At 67.4% G+C, this 15,676-nt stretch carries 13 protein-coding genes and 2 pseudogenes; 5 read left to right on the top strand and 10 right to left on the bottom strand.

Annotated elements, in window-relative coordinates; translation table 11 throughout:
- Positions 1–92: 92 nt before the first annotated feature.
- From DI272_RS16465 to DI272_RS16455, 3 genes are all read right to left on the bottom strand, one after another.
- Positions 93–1,343, bottom strand: coding sequence for a HAMP domain-containing sensor histidine kinase (locus DI272_RS16465; protein WP_109496099.1), 1,251 nt, complete (start codon positions 1,341–1,343; stop codon positions 93–95).
- Positions 1,343–2,047 (bottom strand): hypothetical protein, encoded by a 705-nt coding sequence (locus DI272_RS16460; protein ID WP_109496098.1) that lies wholly within the window; start codon positions 2,045–2,047, stop codon positions 1,343–1,345. Before DI272_RS16460 ends, DI272_RS16465 begins: the two co-directional genes overlap by 1 nt.
- 124 nt (positions 2,048–2,171) lie before the next feature.
- Positions 2,172–2,678 (bottom strand): dual specificity protein phosphatase family protein, encoded by a 507-nt coding sequence (locus tag DI272_RS16455; RefSeq protein WP_109496097.1) that lies wholly within the window; start codon positions 2,676–2,678, stop codon positions 2,172–2,174.
- Between the two features lie 114 nt (positions 2,679–2,792).
- Here DI272_RS16455 and DI272_RS16450 point away from each other — a divergent pair, with 114 nt between their 5' ends.
- Complete coding sequence (locus DI272_RS16450; protein ID WP_109496096.1) at positions 2,793–3,599, top strand: nuclease-related domain-containing protein; 807 nt, start codon at positions 2,793–2,795, stop codon at positions 3,597–3,599.
- Between the two features lie 31 nt (positions 3,600–3,630).
- Here DI272_RS16450 and DI272_RS16445 read toward each other — a convergent pair whose 3' ends face one another.
- Entirely contained in the window at positions 3,631–4,926 is a 1,296-nt protein-coding gene (locus tag DI272_RS16445) for a vanadium-dependent haloperoxidase (RefSeq protein ID WP_109496095.1), read from the bottom strand.
- Positions 4,927–5,028: 102 nt separating this feature from the next.
- Positions 5,029–5,910, bottom strand: coding sequence for a non-homologous end-joining DNA ligase (ligD, locus tag DI272_RS16440; RefSeq protein WP_109496094.1), 882 nt, complete (start codon positions 5,908–5,910; stop codon positions 5,029–5,031).
- A gap of 62 nt (positions 5,911–5,972) precedes the next feature.
- Here ligD and DI272_RS16435 point away from each other — a divergent pair, with 62 nt between their 5' ends.
- A complete protein-coding gene (locus DI272_RS16435; RefSeq protein WP_109496093.1) occupies positions 5,973–7,022 on the top strand; it encodes a Ku protein in 1,050 nt (349 codons plus the stop codon).
- Between the two features lie 181 nt (positions 7,023–7,203).
- On the opposite strand, the gene DI272_RS16430 is transcribed toward DI272_RS16435, so the two are convergent.
- Together DI272_RS16430 and DI272_RS16425 are read right to left on the bottom strand one after the other, a co-directional pair.
- Complete coding sequence (locus DI272_RS16430; RefSeq protein WP_109496092.1) at positions 7,204–8,988, bottom strand: beta-ketoacyl-ACP synthase II; 1,785 nt, start codon at positions 8,986–8,988, stop codon at positions 7,204–7,206.
- 659 nt (positions 8,989–9,647) lie between these two features.
- A complete protein-coding gene (locus DI272_RS16425; protein WP_109500870.1) occupies positions 9,648–10,409 on the bottom strand; it encodes an HNH endonuclease signature motif containing protein in 762 nt (253 codons plus the stop codon).
- A 293-nt stretch (positions 10,410–10,702) separates the two neighbouring features.
- Here DI272_RS16425 and DI272_RS16420 point away from each other — a divergent pair, with 293 nt between their 5' ends.
- The 3 genes and pseudogenes from DI272_RS16420 to DI272_RS16410 form a co-directional block, all read left to right on the top strand.
- Positions 10,703–11,272: an HD domain-containing protein gene (locus DI272_RS16420; RefSeq protein ID WP_109496091.1), complete on the top strand. Its 570-nt coding sequence runs from the start codon at positions 10,703–10,705 to the stop codon at positions 11,270–11,272.
- A 411-nt stretch (positions 11,273–11,683) separates the two neighbouring features.
- Complete coding sequence (locus DI272_RS16415; RefSeq protein ID WP_181387207.1) at positions 11,684–13,471, top strand: ATP-binding protein; 1,788 nt, start codon at positions 11,684–11,686, stop codon at positions 13,469–13,471.
- A gap of 196 nt (positions 13,472–13,667) precedes the next feature.
- Positions 13,668–13,820, top strand: a pseudogene (locus DI272_RS16410) (TolB-like translocation protein); the annotation flags it as partial.
- Between the two features lie 54 nt (positions 13,821–13,874).
- Here DI272_RS16410 and DI272_RS46225 read toward each other — a convergent pair.
- From DI272_RS46225 to DI272_RS44160, 3 genes and pseudogenes are all read right to left on the bottom strand, one after another.
- A pseudogene (locus DI272_RS46225) lies at positions 13,875–13,961 on the bottom strand (glutamine synthetase); the annotation flags it as partial.
- 144 nt (positions 13,962–14,105) lie between these two features.
- Positions 14,106–14,735 carry a hypothetical protein gene (locus DI272_RS44165; protein ID WP_146238334.1) on the bottom strand — a complete coding sequence of 210 codons (630 nt, stop codon included), beginning with the start codon at positions 14,733–14,735 and terminating at the stop codon, positions 14,106–14,108.
- Positions 14,736–14,804: 69 nt separating this feature from the next.
- Positions 14,805–15,638 carry a hypothetical protein gene (locus tag DI272_RS44160; protein ID WP_146238333.1) on the bottom strand — a complete coding sequence of 278 codons (834 nt, stop codon included), beginning with the start codon at positions 15,636–15,638 and terminating at the stop codon, positions 14,805–14,807.
- Positions 15,639–15,676 lie beyond the last annotated feature (38 nt).

The raw sequence follows: 15,676 nt of genomic DNA, 5'->3' as shown, positions 1-15,676 counted from the left end.
AACCTCCACGAAGGGGTCGAACGTGACTAATCGCCACATTAGGAGGGGTGTCCGGGGGCCGCCTTTCACACTGGGCCATAGGAGAACGCGCTTCAGGGCCGCGGGGAACCGCGCAGGGTGAGGACAGCGACGGCTCCTCCGTCGTCGGCGTTGCGGAAACTCAGCTCCGCCCCCAGCACCTCCGCCTGCCCGACCGCGATGGTCAGCCCCAGCCCGTGCCCCTTGGCGCCGCCCTCCGTACGGAACCGCTGCGGCCCGTGCTCGACGAGGTACTCCGGATACCCGTCCCCGTGATCCCGGACGCTCACCACGGGCCCGTCGACCGTCAGGACCACCGGCGGTCCACCGTGCCGGTGCGCGTTGGCCACCAGGTTCCCCAGCACCCGCTCCAGCCGCCGCCGATCCGTCTCGACGACGACACTCCGCACGACCCTGACCTCCGTGTCGGTCCCCGACGCCCGCACCACCCGCTCCGCCAGCGCCCCCAGCGGCACCGCGTCCAGATCCAGCCGTTCCCGCCCGGTGTCGAGACGCGAGATCTCCAGCAGGTCCTCCGTCAGCGTCCGCAGCGCGGCCACCCGGTCCCGGACCAGCTCCGTCGGCCGCCCCGGCGGCAGCAGCTCCGCCGCCGCGTGCAGCCCCGTCAGCGGGGTGCGCAGCTCGTGCGCCACGTCCGCGGTGAACCGCTGCTCGCTCAGTAGCTTGCTCTGCAACGAGGCCGCCATGGAGTCCAGCGCGGCGGCGACCGCGGCCACCTCGTCCTGCGGCCGTGACGGGTCCTTCGTGCGGGGGTCGTCGACGCGCGCGTCCAGGTCACCGCCGCTGATCCGCCGCGCCACCCGGGCGGTGGCGTGCAGCCGCCGGGTCACCCGGGTCACCGCGAACGCGCCCACCAGCAGCGTCGCCCCGATGGCGAGCGCCGAGGACCACAGGATCGCCCGGTCCAGGGCGTTGATCGTGCGGGCCTGCTGGGAGTAGTCGACGACGACGGCGAGCGCCCGGTCGCCGTCGGCCGGCCCGGCCGCCCACATCGTGGGGCGCCCGTCGTGGTCGGCGACCACCGTGCCGCGGTCGCCCGACACCGCCAGCGCCCGCAGCGACGCGGGCAGCCCCGGCGGATCGACGCCCGCGCCCGGCAGCAGGGTCTCCCCGGCCTCGTAGGCATCGGTCGCGTCCGCCAGCCGGGACAGCGCCAGGTCGCGGGCCTGGCCGACGGTCTGGTTCGTCACCGAGACATGCACCAGGATGCCGAGCAGCGCGGCCAGCGCACAGCACATGACGGTGATGAACGCGGCGGCCTTGAGGGCGAGCGTGCCGCTCCACCGGGGAAGCGCGAGCCTCATCAGGGGCTCACCGACGGAGCAGGCGTGGGCGAGGCCGGCCGCCGCTTGCCGATGTGCAGCATCTCGTCATGGGTGAGCAGCATGACGTGCTGCTCCGGGTCCCAGGTCCACTGGAAGCGGTACTCGTAGTCCGCGAGGTCGGAGGGGGCGTGGATGATCACCGAGTGCCCGGCCAGCTCGACCCCGCTCACGGCGTCGTCGTTGTTCATGACCTGGACCAGCCGGCCGCCCTGCACGGTGTAGACCCGGACGGCGGTCTGGTTGCCGGGCAGCAGCCGGAAGCCGAGCGTCAGATCCGGGTGCCCGTCCCCGGTCAGGTCGCGGTAGTACGCCTTGAGCACCGGGCAACGGCTGTCCGCCGGGGTCCTGCCGCAGTAGGCCATCCGGCGGGTCGTCTCACGGTAGGTGGCCTTGGACCCGGAGTAGCTGTCCGGGTGCCGGCGGATCTCCGCCCGCACGACGGCCACCGGGTCCACCTTGCGGACGTCGTCGTCCGGCACGGTGACGCCCTTCACCACCTCGGACTCGCCGTCGTCGTAGTTCCACGCGGGGCTGGACGCCGGGGTCAGCTGCGGCCACAGCTTGGCCGGGCTCGTCGCCGTCGGGGTGGGCCCCGCGCCCTGGAGTCCGCCCGCGTCACCGCAGCCCGCGGCGGTGGCCAGCAGCAGGGCGGTGACGAGGACGGATCGGACGGGGCGTGGCACTGTGCTCCAGAGGCGGACGGGACGGAAGACGCGGACGGTACGGACAGGGCGACGGGGGACGACTGCCGGCCCGTACACCTTATTCGTACGGAAGTCCTTTTTGCGCACCCGTCCAGGACGGTAACTATTCGGCCAGCTCCTCCAGCAGCCGCGCGGTCGGCAGGCCCGCCCGCAGATAGTCGACGAACAGGTCGTTGTGCAGCGCCCAGGGCGAACGGCGGGCCCGGATCACCCGGATCGCCTCCTCGGCGGAGTGCCCCGCCCGGACCAGGGCGTGCGCCACGACCAGCCCCGAGCGGTTGTAGCCGTGATAACAGCGGACGAGGACCCTGCGGCCCTCGTCGATCGCTTCGCTCGCGGCCTGTGCCAGCCGGATCACCCCCGCGAGCTGGGTGCCGTCCAGTGGCCCGTCGGGTATCGGCCACACATGATGCTCCACGCCGGGGTCGGGCCCGTGCCCCGGCAGTCTCAGCAGGGTCTGGACGAGATCGAACTCGTCCCTGACGACGGCGAACTCCAGTTGCCCCGAGTGCCCCTTGAACTCGTGCCCGCCCATCCACAGTCCGGGCACGATCTCATCCCAGGGACGGTCCGGGGCCGGTACGTCGGGCTGCTTCCTGCGGGTACGCAAATAACGCCTCCCCAACTCCCCACACCCAACCACCCTCCCAACCATCCCCAAAGGTAACCGCCTTCTTGCCCCTGGAGCACCCCGCCTGTTCCCATGGTCAAGGGGTGATGGTGCATGAGCGGACTGCGCGTCATACCGACCTGGCGGCACGGCCAGGAGCGGCTCTACGTGTGCCTGACGGACGGACGGAACGTCGCCTGGTACGACAGGGAGGCGGCCCGGGTGAACCTGCTCAGCGAGGAGCGCCGGGACGACGTGCTGGAGGTCCTCGGCCCGTTCCTGACGGGCCCGGTGGCGGTGGGACCGCCGCCCGTCCCGACGCCCGCGGAACTGGCCCGGCTCACCCTCCACCCGGACGACGACCTGGCGCCCAACCGCCCCGGCGAGGCCCTCCAGATCGCCCTGGACCGCGACCCGGGCCCGCCGCACCGGCTCCGCCCCGACCCGCGCCGCAGGGCCCTGCTGGCCGAGCAGGCGGTGGGCGAGGCCCTCGACCAGCTCGACGGGGCGGGCTGGCACGCCCTGCACTCGGTGCCCCTGCCCGGCGGCGACCGCGTCCACCACCTGGCCATCGGCCCGGGCGGCCTGTTCGCGATCCACACGCTGTACGCCCGCAAGCAGCGGGTGACGGTCGCCGACCCCACGGTCACCCTGGGCCGCCACGACCCCGACCCGCTGCTGCGCCGCGTCCGCGCCGACGCCGACCGCGCCTCCTACGCCCTGACCGCCGAGGTCCACCCGGTCCTCGCCCTCGTCGGCCCGGCGGACGTACGGATCACCGCCCCGCTGCGCGAGGTCCGGGTCATCGACGACACGGAGGTGGCGGGCCTGGCCCGGCTCGGCGGAGTGCTGAAACCGGCGGACGTGGAGGCGCTGCACGCGATGGCGCGCGACCGCACCACCTGGACGTCCGCCGGCTGACCCGCCGTACGGCACGGCGTCAGCGCCCGCCTCAACGGTGGTGCAGCGGCCGGAAGTAGTGGTCCACCGCCCAGTCGCCGATGTCCCTGCCGACCCGGGTGCCGACCTCGTCGGCGGTGCGGAAGTGGATGCCGCTCCAGATCCGGGCGTCGATCGTGTCCCGGTGGAAATCGGCCGACCTCCGGTACGTCCGGGTCGTCCCGGTCGGCGCCGACGACAGCCGCAGGTCGATGTCCCCGCCGGTCAGCCGGTCGAGTACGGCCATCACGGCGCCGTCATTGGCGCAGTGCCCGCCGATGTACTCCGGATACGGGGGCGTGCGCAGCAGCGGCTCCCAGTCCGGGTCGGCCACCGTGGCCGGATTGCCGTCGGTGCCGGCGAGCCGGACCGCGTGGATCGGCCGCCAGAGGGCGTAGGTGAACTTGGCGTTCCACGTGGTGATCGTCGCGTCGGCGGCCGCGGTGTTCACCGCGGCGAAGAGCCGGGCGGCGTCGACGATGTCGAGATGGTGCCGGGTGACGTGATCGCGGAACCCGGCCTGGAGCTGCTGGGGCAGCGGGTGCGAGAAGAACAGCGCGGTCTCGGTCTGCCGCGCGCTGCGCCGGGTGCTGTTCTTCGCGCCCATCGCCTTCGTCTCGGCGAGATCGCGGGCGTACCGCCGCGAGGTCAGCGCGGGCGGCGGACCCGGCATGAACTGCTCCGGGTCGTCGGAGAGCATCGGCCGCACCTTGCCCAGCCAGGCATTGACGGCGGGGCCGTGGTCCGGCGGGGCCGGGCGCCAGACACCCGGTCCGGGCTCCGGGGCGAACGTCACCCTCTCCCCGCGCCCGTCCTCCTCGCGCAGCTCGATCAGCCGCTCGGCGGCCCGCTCCCCGAAGCGGACGCCCGCCTTCTCGGCCCTGCCGTCGGGGATCTTCGCGAGGGAGGCGGCGTAGGCCTTCTCGATGCGCACCTTGGACGCCGGGAAGTAGGTGAGCAGCACCCGCCGCGCGGCCGTGGCGGCGGCGGCCTCGGAGGAGGCGTGCCGGGGGCCTCGTACGTCCCACTTGTACTCCGCGTACCGGCCCTCGATGCCGGCGACCGCGTTGTAGACGGCGGCATGGACGAAGCCGTACCAGAGGAACGGCTCGGCGCTCGGCCGCCTGGCGTCATCGGCGATCACGGCGACGGCGGTGCTGTTCCAGTCGGTGACGACGTCGGCGCCGGGACCCTTCTCGGGCACCGTGGCCGGGGCCTGCGCGGCGGAGAGGGCGAAGGCGGTGAGTCCGACGAGGAGGGCTCGGCGGAGGGTGTGGGCGCGGGTGCCGGAGGGTGGTCGTGCTCGCATGCCGGTGGCTGCTCCTTCGGTGATTCGATGAGAGATACCCCCATTGATCACCATCTGTGCCCCTGGGCACCGAGCGCGAAGCCAGGACGACCGCGAACCGGGTCAGGGCAGCGACCCCGCGGCACCGGCGTCGAAGAGCGGCGCGAGCAGATCGCCGTAGTCCTGGATCCGAGGCGCCATGTCCGTTGCCAGAAAGGTGAGGTGACGGGCCGACCGGCACTCCTCGACCTCCTCCCAGGTGACCGGCGCGGAGACGGCGGGCTCCGGGCGGGCGCGCAGGGTGTAGGGGGCCGCGGTCGTCTTCCGGGCCGCGTTCTGGCTCCAGTCGACGAACACCTTCCCGGGACGCAGGCTCCGCGTCATCCGGTGCACGACGAGCTTCGGCATCGCCCGTTCGGCGGCGACGGCGAGCCCCTTGGCGTACTCCGTCACCCGTTCGGAGGGGGTCGGCCCCACCGCCGCCAGCAGATGCAGCCCCTTCGACCCGGACGTCTTGGCGTACGCCGTGATCCCGTCCGCCGCGAGCCGCTCCCGCAGCCACAGCGCGACCTCGCAGCACTCGACGACGGAGGCGGGCGGCCCCGGATCGAGATCGAAGACGATCCGGTCGGCCCGCTCCGGCGCCCCGACGACCCACTGCGGGGTGTGGAACTCGGTGACGAGGTTCGCCGCCCACATCAGCGACGCCAGGTCCTGGACGACGACCATCCGCGCCGGCCCCTCCGACCGCGGCACCTCGGCGGTGGTGACCCAGTCGGGCGCACCCGGCGGCACGTTCTTGGCGAAGAACACCTGCCCGCCGGGCCCGTCCGGGTAGCGCAGGAAGGACACCGGCCGGTCGCGCAGGTGGGGGAGCAGGGCGTCGGCGGTGGTGGCGTAGTAGTGCAGCACCTCACCCTTGGTGAACCCGGTCGCGGGATACAGCACCTTCTCCAGGTTGCTGAGCGCGAGCCGGCGCCCCGCCACCTCCGTGATAGGCGTCATACGATGAGAATCTCACGCAAACCACCCGATACCGCCCGCTAAGCGTCGAAAGGGTACTGACCGTGCGATCCATATGGAACGGCGCGATCTCGTTCGGCCTGGTCAGCATCCCGATCAAGCTGGTCAACGCCACCGAGAGCCACTCGATCTCCTTCCGCCAGATCCATCTGGAGGACGGCGGCCGCATCCGCTACCGCAAGGTCTGCGAGCTGGAGGAGAAGGAGGTCAGCGGGGCGGAGATCGGCAAGGGATACGAGGACTCGGACGGCACGATCGTCCCCATCACCGACGAGGACCTGTCCCACCTTCCGCTCCCGACGGCCAAGACGATCGAGATCGTGGCCTTCGTGCCGGCCGACCGGATCGACCCGCTCCAGATGGACGCCGCGTACTACCTCGCGGCCGGCGGCGCCCCCGCGGCGAAGCCGTACACCCTCCTGCGGGAGGCGCTGAAGCGCAGCAACAAGGTGGCGATCGCCAAGTTCGCGCTGCGCGGGCGGGAACGGCTCGGCATGCTGCGGGTGGTCGACGACGCGATCGCGATGCACGGCCTGCTGTGGCCGGACGAGGTGCGGGCCCCGCAGGGCGTCGCCCCGGACACGAAGGTCACCGTCAACGACAAGGAACTCGACCTCGCCGACGCCCTCATGGACACCCTGGGCGAGATCGACCTGGAGGACCTGCACGACGAGTACCGCGAGGCCCTGGAGGAGGTCGTCGCCGCGAAGGCGGCCGGCGAGACCCCGCCGGAGACCCCGGAACCGGCGCGCGGCGGCAAGGTCCTCGACCTCATGGCGGCGCTGGAGAAGAGCGTGCGCGAGGCGAAGGAGTCGCGGGGCGAGGAGCCGGCCGAGGTCAGACAACTCCCGCAACGCAAGCCGTCCCGCACGACCCCGAAGCCGGCCACCGGCAGGAAGTCGACCTCGAGGACGGCGGCGAAGAAGACGGCATCGACATCGGCATCGGCATCGGCATCGACGAAGAAGTCCACGGCGGCGAAGAAGACAGCGGCGAAGAAGACGGCCACGAAGAAGACGGCGTCGTCGACGGCGACCTCGACGACGAAGAAGACCCCGGCGAAGAAGACGACCACCCGCAAACGCTCGGCCTGACCCGGGACCCGGCACCCGGGACCCGGCACCCGGGACCCGGCTCCCGCGCGGCCCGCTACCCCTTCACCACCTGCCACGCCCCTCCGTCACCTGCCACGCCCCTCCGTCACCTGCCACGCCCCTCCGTCACCTGCCACAGCCCTCCACCATCTGCCGCCCTCTCGGCATCCGGTACTACCTCTCAGCCCAGCCGCCGCCGCAACGCCAGCACCGCGTTGTGCCCGCCGAACCCGAACGAGTTGCTGAGCGCCAGATCCCCGTCCGCCGGCAGCTCCCGCGGAGCCCCCGTCACCACATCCAGCTCCACGGCGTCGTCCATCTCCGCGCCCCCCACGGTCGGCGGCACCACCCCGTGATGCAACGTCAGCACGGCGGCCACGGCCTCCACCCCGCCCGCGGCCCCCTGCAGATGCCCGAGGTGCCCCTTCAGCGCGGTCACGGGCACGGACAGGTTCCGGTTCCCCAGGACCGCCCGCAGCGCCACCGCCTCGGCCAGATCCCCCTCCACGGTCGCCGTGGCATGGGCGTTCACGTGGACGACGTCCACCAGGTGCGCCCCCGCGTCCCGCACCGCCCGCCGCAGCGCGAGCGCGACCCCGCTGCCGGTCGGATCGGGCGCGGCCATGTGATGCGCGTCGGCGGACAGCCCCCACCCCGCGGCCTCGCAGTAGATCCGGGCGCCCCGGGCGAGGGCGTGCTCCTCGGCCTCCAGCACGAGAAGCCCCGCGCCCTCCCCGTTCACGAACCCGCCCCGGTCCTTGGCGAACGGCCGCGAGGGTGAACGCCCGTCCTCCGGCCCCGCCTGGGACAGCGCCCGCATCGAGGCGAACGACGCCATGATCGCGGGCGTCACGACGGCTTCCGCGCCGCCCGCGAGGGCGACGTCGACACGGCCGTACCGTATGCGGTCGATCGCCTGCCCGATCGCCTCGGTGCCGGAGGCGCAGGCACTCGTCACCGTCCGGGCCTCACCGGTGATGTGCAGGTCGAGGGAGACCTGCGAGGCGGCCTGCGAGGGCACGGTCATCGGCGTGGTGAGCGGAGAGACGGCCCGCGGCCCCTTCTCCCGCAGCTTCCGGTCCCCGCCGACGAGGATCGACGCGTCCCCGAGGATCGCCCCGAGACTGACCCCGACCCGCTCGGGGTCGAGTCCGCTCTCCCGGGTCCCGCCGTCGGTGAACCCGGCGTCGCCCCAGGCCTCCCGGGCGGCCAGCACCGCGAACTGGGCGGCCCGGTTCATCCGCCGCGCGGCAGCCCGGGGCAGCAGCTCACCGGGATCGACGGGCACGGTCCCGGCCACCCGCACGGGCAGTTCCTCGAACTCGTCCCCCTCCAACTCCCGTATCCCGTGCCGCCCGTCGAGCAGCCCCCGCCACAACGCCTCCACCCCGACCCCGAGCGGAGTGACGGCCCCGAGCCCGGTGACGACCACCCGCCGGGGCCCACCGGCAGCGGCTTCCCGCGCGGGCCGAGGGTGATGCCGTACGACGTACCCCTCCCGGTCGGCGCCGCGGGCCCACCACCGCACGTCCGCGTCCGCCACCGGTTCCTCGGCACACGTGTCGAGATCCCGGTGCCAGACCCCCCAGCGCCGCACGTACGTCACCTCGACGGCCCGCGGATCGACGGCCCGCACCGAGCTCACCCGGTCGCCGTCCCGGAACTCGACGTCGTCCAGCGGCGGCGACGACAGCCGGGGCACGGCGGCCACGTCCAGCCGATGGCAGGCGACGGTGACCGTCCGCTCCCGCCCCAGCACCTCGTCACGGTCCACCCCACCGAGCGGCGGCCGCAGCGACATCCGGATGGTCTCCGGCGACTCGGGCAGCGTGTGGGTGACGACGTACCAGCGCTGCCGTTCCACGTCCTCGGCCGACAGCGCGACCAGGTCACCCGGGATCACCTCGGCGACGCTGACGGTGTGTGGATTGATCGGGACTTCAGAATTCTCGGACGAATTGGACATACCCGTACATGCTTCCCGTAGTCCGAACTGCCTTGCGGGGGACGGTCCCGAGTGAACGGGACGAAAGCCGGAAAGGCCATTGTTGAAAGAAGAACATGCCCGGTTTCTTACACTCCGCAAACGGCATCGAAAATTGATCCGCCATCAACCACCCGGCCCCACGCCAGAGTTGCGGCAACCATCAAGGATGATCTGTGTGCAAGCTCACTGCAGCACACACCGCCACCCGCCCACCCTCCACAGCCGCCCCGGCACCCGGCCAACGCCACCAGGCCGACTACGCGTTAGCCGGGCGCGGCCACCAGCTCCCCCTGCGATCAGCTCGGTTGCCGTCGCGGCATGACACCGGGGAATCGCGGCCGCAACGGAGGCCCCCGGCTGCCCGACCGGGATGCTGCCTCGCAGGAACATCGCGCCCCCACGACCCAACGACAATGGGCGGGACCCAGTAAGACTGGGTCCCGCCCTTTTTGTGTGCCCACGGCAGGATTCGAACCTGCGCACACGGTTCCGGAGGGCGTTTCTGATCATGCCTCCGCACCCCTTCTGACCTGCGGTCGGGCCCCACACGGAGGGGGAGTGGTACGGAGTGTGTCGGAGGTGTGTCGCAAACCGGTCTTTGATCTCTTCGACCGGGCCGTCCCGACGCGATGTCTCCGTCAGTATCGGTCCGTCATCCTTGCAGCAGCCTGTTCGGCTTTGATCGCAGCATCGCGAAGCATGCGAGCGTAGTCGGGTAGGTTCGCCAAGCTGTCTGCCGCGTCCGTGAGTGTGCTTGCACTGTCTGGCAGGTGCGACAGGCTGCGTGCTGCTCCAGCGACAACCCGGGCAGTGTCCTGTAGATGTCCAAGGCTGCGTGCGGACTGGCTCAACATTCGGATGCCATCTTCAGACAGGCCGAAGCCATGGATGCGCGGGTCTTCGAGTTCCTTGAGTGCCACCTTGAGGAGCGCGGCAAGTTCGGGGGCTGTCTTGGCGAACTCGTCAAGGGCCGGGCCTATGCGGTCGACAAGAACTGTCTGTGCGTCGACGATCATCTGGTTCAGTCGTTGCTCTGTGAGGTCGCCGAGGCCAGCCAAGGCGTTCAGGCCGGCCGCCTCGCGCGCTTTCTTCCACCTGTCCAGCACCGCAACTGTGTACCGCGCACCATCGCGGCCGTCGATCTCCTTGTGGTGCGGATGGCACAGGAGGATGAGGTTGGAGAAGCTGTTGCGTTCCTCCACTGACCAAGTCGGGTCGAAGCGTTTGCCGCCCTTTTCGAATGCTCGAATGTGAGCGATCTCCAAATTCAGGCGCGGTTCCCCGTTGATCATGCGGACGGTGGGAACGTTGCAGTCTGGCCAGTAGCACCCACCACGCGCGAGAGTGGTCAGCGCGGCGATGGTGGCATTGCTGTAGTAGCGGCGCGGCTTCTCGGTCATAGTCCCCCCTTGGACGATAGAGACTTGACGCTCCCACAGGTCTGCGCCGGGCACATGAGCGCCTTCTGGCCAGCTTCAGCCGGTAAGGGGTTGTTGCCCGCGACTTCCGGGACCCCGGCTATGCGGACGCAGCAAGGTGAGCTGCTTCTGTGGACGGCTTCTGAGTTTGGAGTCTCCCGCCTCACCGTGACCAGGCACTCGACAAGCTGGAAGCTGCTGGCCTGCTGGCGAGTGGGGGCAAGGCAAAGTGCGGACGGTCCGTGCCGTGCCGACGCGAGAGGAGCGTTCCTACCTTGTCGACCTTGACGGAGTGGGCGTACCCGCTGGCTGAGTCCCTGCTTGCAGAGCCGCTGCCGCGGCGCTGGAACCACTGCATCGGAGTCGCTGAGAGGGCGCGCACCATCGCGCTCATCCTCGGCGAGGACGCGGACCTGCTGGAAGCGGCGGCGGTGCTGCACGACATCGGCTATGCCCCGGACTCGGCCAAGACCGGCTTTCACCCGCTGGATGGTGCGCGCTACCTCCGCGACGTGGCGCGGGCGGACCAACGGGTCGTGAAGAACCTGGTGGCTCATCACTCCTGCGCCTGGATGGAGGCCGAAGCGCGCGGCCTGCGCGAGGAGTTGGAGGGGGAGTTTCCCCGTGAGGGCGGGCGCCTGGACGACGCACTCTGCTACTGCGACATGAACACCACACCGGACGGCGTGCCCACCAATCCGATCGACCGAGTCGACGAGATCACGGGACGGTACGGGCCGAACAGCCTGATCGGGACGTTTATTCGGCGCGCTGAGCCGGAGATCCTCGCCTGTACGTCCCGGGTGTTGGAGAGGCTATCCACCGCCAAGCGTCATCCGATGTAGAGCGTAGGCCGCGTCCGGCCCACGGCGTGCTCGACCCAGCGCTTAGAAGAGAGTGATCCTCTTCGGGGTGATCAAGGATCTGGTTTGCGGAGGAGTAGTGCTAATGGGCTGTGGGGCGGCCAACGTCACCGCGTATTCCCCGGAGTCCTCCATTCCGTAAGCCTTCGCGGTGGAGGGGGCCGTCAGGTCCACGCAGCGCCCGGGGCATCGTTGGCCCGTCGTCCATGGCTCATCCACAGAAGGTCGGCGGCCTGCCATGTCTGCCGACTCGCCCACTCGCGCGGCACCACCCTGAGCGAGCGCTCGCAAAGGCAGTGCCACGAGTGATTCTTCCGGCTCTGCCTGCCTAAGCGGTCAACTTGCACCACAATGACCTCAAGAGCTTGCGGGGTTCGTGCCGGAGGTAAAGACATGGGTGAGATTTCGGGGTTCGAGATCCAAGGCTTTTGCAGCTTCTACTCTGAGCCGCAGAAAGTGTTCCCTCTAAATAGGATGACGGTGGTCGCCGGCCCCAATAATAGTGGGAAGAGTAACGTTTTCCGATTCGCCGAGAAGTTCCTATCTCCGCTTTCTGGCGGAGGGACGAAGATCCCTGCGCTGACTCCCCTGGAAACCCCCATCATGGCGAATGGGGCGACTGCTCCCACTTTCGGGTTCGGGGTGGCAGTGGCAGTTGAGGACCCGATTGATCAAGTGGTTTCGGTCTTCGGGGAATACCGGTCCCGGCTAGACATTGCTGCGGCCACAGCCCTAGAGGAACTCGTCAGGCATCCGAATGTCTATTGCGAGGCGGATAAAGCCCTGTGGTTTAGGTATGAATCGTCGGGTGAAAATAGTGCGCCGGTGTTGAGTCGCGCAGTGCTAGATCCACTGGCTGATGACCTGAGGCATAAGGATCGTAATCTGTCGAACGCGACCAGCAGTTTGACGAACGGGGCATCAAATCTAGAGAATAATATTCTGACTCTCCTAGACCGTCTCGCTCAGCCACTGGCATACCCCAAGGTGGTTACAATCCCCGCATTCCGGGAGATTATTGCCGAAGGGTCTCCCACGCCGAACCTCGCACGCTTGGATGGCCGAGGCCTCCCCGGATTTCTTCATGCGCTGCATTCGCCGTCAGCGGAGCGCTATAGAGAAGACTCGAAGAAGTTCTCGCGGGTGAATGCGTTCCTCCAGAGTGTCCTCGAAGAGGGGGATGCGGAGATTGCGATTCCCTACAACAGTAATACGGTGCACGTAAGTGTAGGGGACCGCGTTCTTCCGATTGAGAGCCTCGGAGCAGGGATCTCACAGGTCGTAATGCTGGCAGCGGCCGCAACATGGTACTCCGATGCACTCGTCTGTATCGAGGAGCCTGAGCTACACCTGCACCCCATCCTTCTGCGGAAGCTTGCTCGCTATTTGATGATGGAGACCGATAATCGCTACCTGCTGAGCACTCATTCAACGAGCCTTATGGACAAACCCGAGGTGGCAGTCCTCGAAATATCGCATACGTATGAACGGGGCACGGAAATTCGGACGGCAGTCACAGAACATAATCGGGCGAGAATCTCTAAAAGCCTGGGATATCGCGCGTCGGACATTCTGCAATCCAACTACATTGTTTGGGTAGAGGGGCCGTCCGATCGCATTTATGTCAGACACTGGATTGGTCTTGCCGATCCAACACTCATCGAAGGAATCCACTACACCATAATGTTCTATGGGGGGAAATTGCTGTCGCATCTCAGTGGCGCTGAATATGTTGCCCCAGAGGATACAGTGGAAGATTTCATCCTTCTACTGAAAATTAACCGGAACATGGCTATTGTCATCGACTCCGATCTCAAGTCGGAAGGGGAGTCACTCCGGGAAGCTAAAGTAAGAATCATCGAAGAGTTTTCCGAGTCAGGCGGCTACGCGTGGGTCACCGAAGGCCGTGAGATCGAGAACTATGTTCCTAACCAGGTTTTTGAGTCCGCCGCCACCGAAGTGCATAACTCGGCAATTCCTGTAAAGCAGGATAGTAGATACGGAGACATGTTCTCGGGAGTCAAGAGAACAAGCGACGGTGGGCCCGGAGTCGCTACGCCGGACAAAGTAAAGATTGCGGTAGCTGCCATCCGAGAATCTGGTGATATCTGGCCCGTACTGGACCTCGGTGAGCGTGTCGCAGAGTTGGTGCGGATGATTCGATTGGCGAATCATCTGTGAATTACCGAACGCCATTTTCCGTGCGGGTGATCTCGTGGCAGTCAAGGTGATGACTGACGCGCTTGCCGAGTGGATGGCGGCGGACGTTCCATGGGCTCCATAGACGCGGGGGTCGAGAGGTGCTCGCAGTCATCATCCTCGTAGCTACCTCCGACGCCGCCTGGTCGGTGTGGGGCGACCGTACGGCGCTGCTGGCGTCGACGACCAGGCGGCGTGGGAGGACTCCCGCACCCTGGTGTACGCCCTGCCGGGCGACTACGGGGCGGACCTGTACACGGTCCCGGCGGACGGCACGGGTAAGGCCCGGCGCATCACCACGGCGGCGCTCTCTCCCGCGTACGTGGGCTGAGACCGCCGGCAGCAGGGGCGGGGCGCCGACCGGCTCCCCGCCCCTGAACTGCGGTTACAGGACCGGCAGGTTCTTCCGCAGATCGAAGGCCGTGACCTCGGAGCGGTACTCCTCCCACTCCTGGCGCTTGTTGCGGAGGAAGTGACGGCGGCCCGGGGCGACCTCGCGTGATCGACGTCGACGCTAGGCTGACGTGGGGTCGAACGGCCGTCACTGGTCGTTGTCGGTCACTGTGGGCCGCCCTTCGACGGCCCAGAGACGGCCCCCGACTTGGCCCCCGTTCGACTACGGCTGCGAATCGACGCCGCCGACCCTTCGCAGCTCTCCAATGCGAGGCGGAACCGGGATGCCTGCCTCAGCCGTTCGCACCTGGACTTGGTTCAGCATATCGGCCATCATTTCCGCGCGCGCCTGTTGGACATCCCGCAACGCTGGGAATACTTCATCATTTAGCCACCGCTCCCGACTCGCCGAATCACGAAATGGCGGCTCAGGGCTCGTCGATCGACGAATCAGATAGACGATCTTGTAATGCAACTCCATGAACGTGCGATACACCCTTCCCTCTTCTACGTCCTCCATTTCGAACCAATACGCAAGGCCTGCCAGCGGCCTGGCAGCAGCGACCACGGAATCCGCGTCAACCAAAACCCCGAGCTTGATGGAGTCAACTTCACGGGCACATGCATCGAGAAATTCTCGTGAAGCCACTCGAATCCTGATGAAATCCTCCAAGACCCCTCGCGCGTAAGAATCAGCCTCTCGCTGCTGCTCACGCAAGAGCGCTTGCTCTTGATTCTTATCCTGATGGCGCTCTTGCCGTCTCTGAATAAGCAGCGGCCCGAGCGTAGCCCCCACCGCACCGATAACGGCACCTCCGATACCCCCTAATAGGCCAATCATGGCATCATTCATACTCCCCCCCCGTTCCAGGAATTCCTATTTGACTTTGCGACGCCGTACAGCACCAAAATCCGATTCCACCTATTTGCCCCACAGATTATGAGCGGCGGTGGCCACCGTACCTAGAGCTCCTAGGGCTGTCAGCGGAACCACCGCAGCGGCGATCTTTTCTCCGTTCGAGAGTCGAGACCACCACGAGTCTCTTGAAACGTCCGCGTCTACCTTCAATCGCGCTCGGGATGCTCGACGCTTCAAGAGCTGAAAGAAAGGGAAAAGGAGTCCAAAGGAGAAGGCTACAGTCATGAAGACATTAAAAAATACGTCATTCCTTGAGGCATTCTTGGCCCGCTCGACGCAATCCGCAACAGTTTCGTCATCTACGCCACGAATAAGGAAGAATGCTCCGAGCGCCAAAAAGAAGGCATGAAGGACGAAGGTGATGATATTTTCATATCTTGGAGAACTGAATACCGCACCCCTCGAAACTAGAACTTTTTCAACCCTTGCCATTTGGCCGTGAGCCCAGGTCGCGTCAGACCCCAAAAAATTAACCTCAGTCTGCTCCTTGTCTATACTTATCTTTACTCCTTTCTCTTGAGAGGAGGAATCGGCTTGAAAGGTAAGATTCGCCCAATCCCCATGGACCTCTGGCGCGTCACGGTGCACATTCTCGACTAGCTCCTCAAGGGAAGGCTTCCAGAACAGTGTCTCCCCTGCCGTGGTCGAGACTTTCACCTGCGGTTCAGTTATTCCCTCGCACGCCATTGCGAAAAGGGAGCCAAGGTCACTTTTCCCTAGCTGGCACTGATAGAAGACCTTGCGGATGTTCGTCTGCTGTCCTGACGGACTCGGCGGTGTCGACATGTTCCAGATCATGCCCTCAAGGACGACTATCGAGGGCAGCTTCTGCTGCACTCACCCCCAGGGGACCCGGACACACTGTCCGGGTCCCC

It is taken from the genome of Streptomyces sp. Act143, from assembly GCF_003143935.1.
In the GTDB taxonomy this organism is placed as follows: Bacteria; Actinomycetota; Actinomycetes; order Streptomycetales; family Streptomycetaceae; genus Streptomyces.
This window is presented reverse-complemented; position numbering and strand designations above follow the sequence as displayed.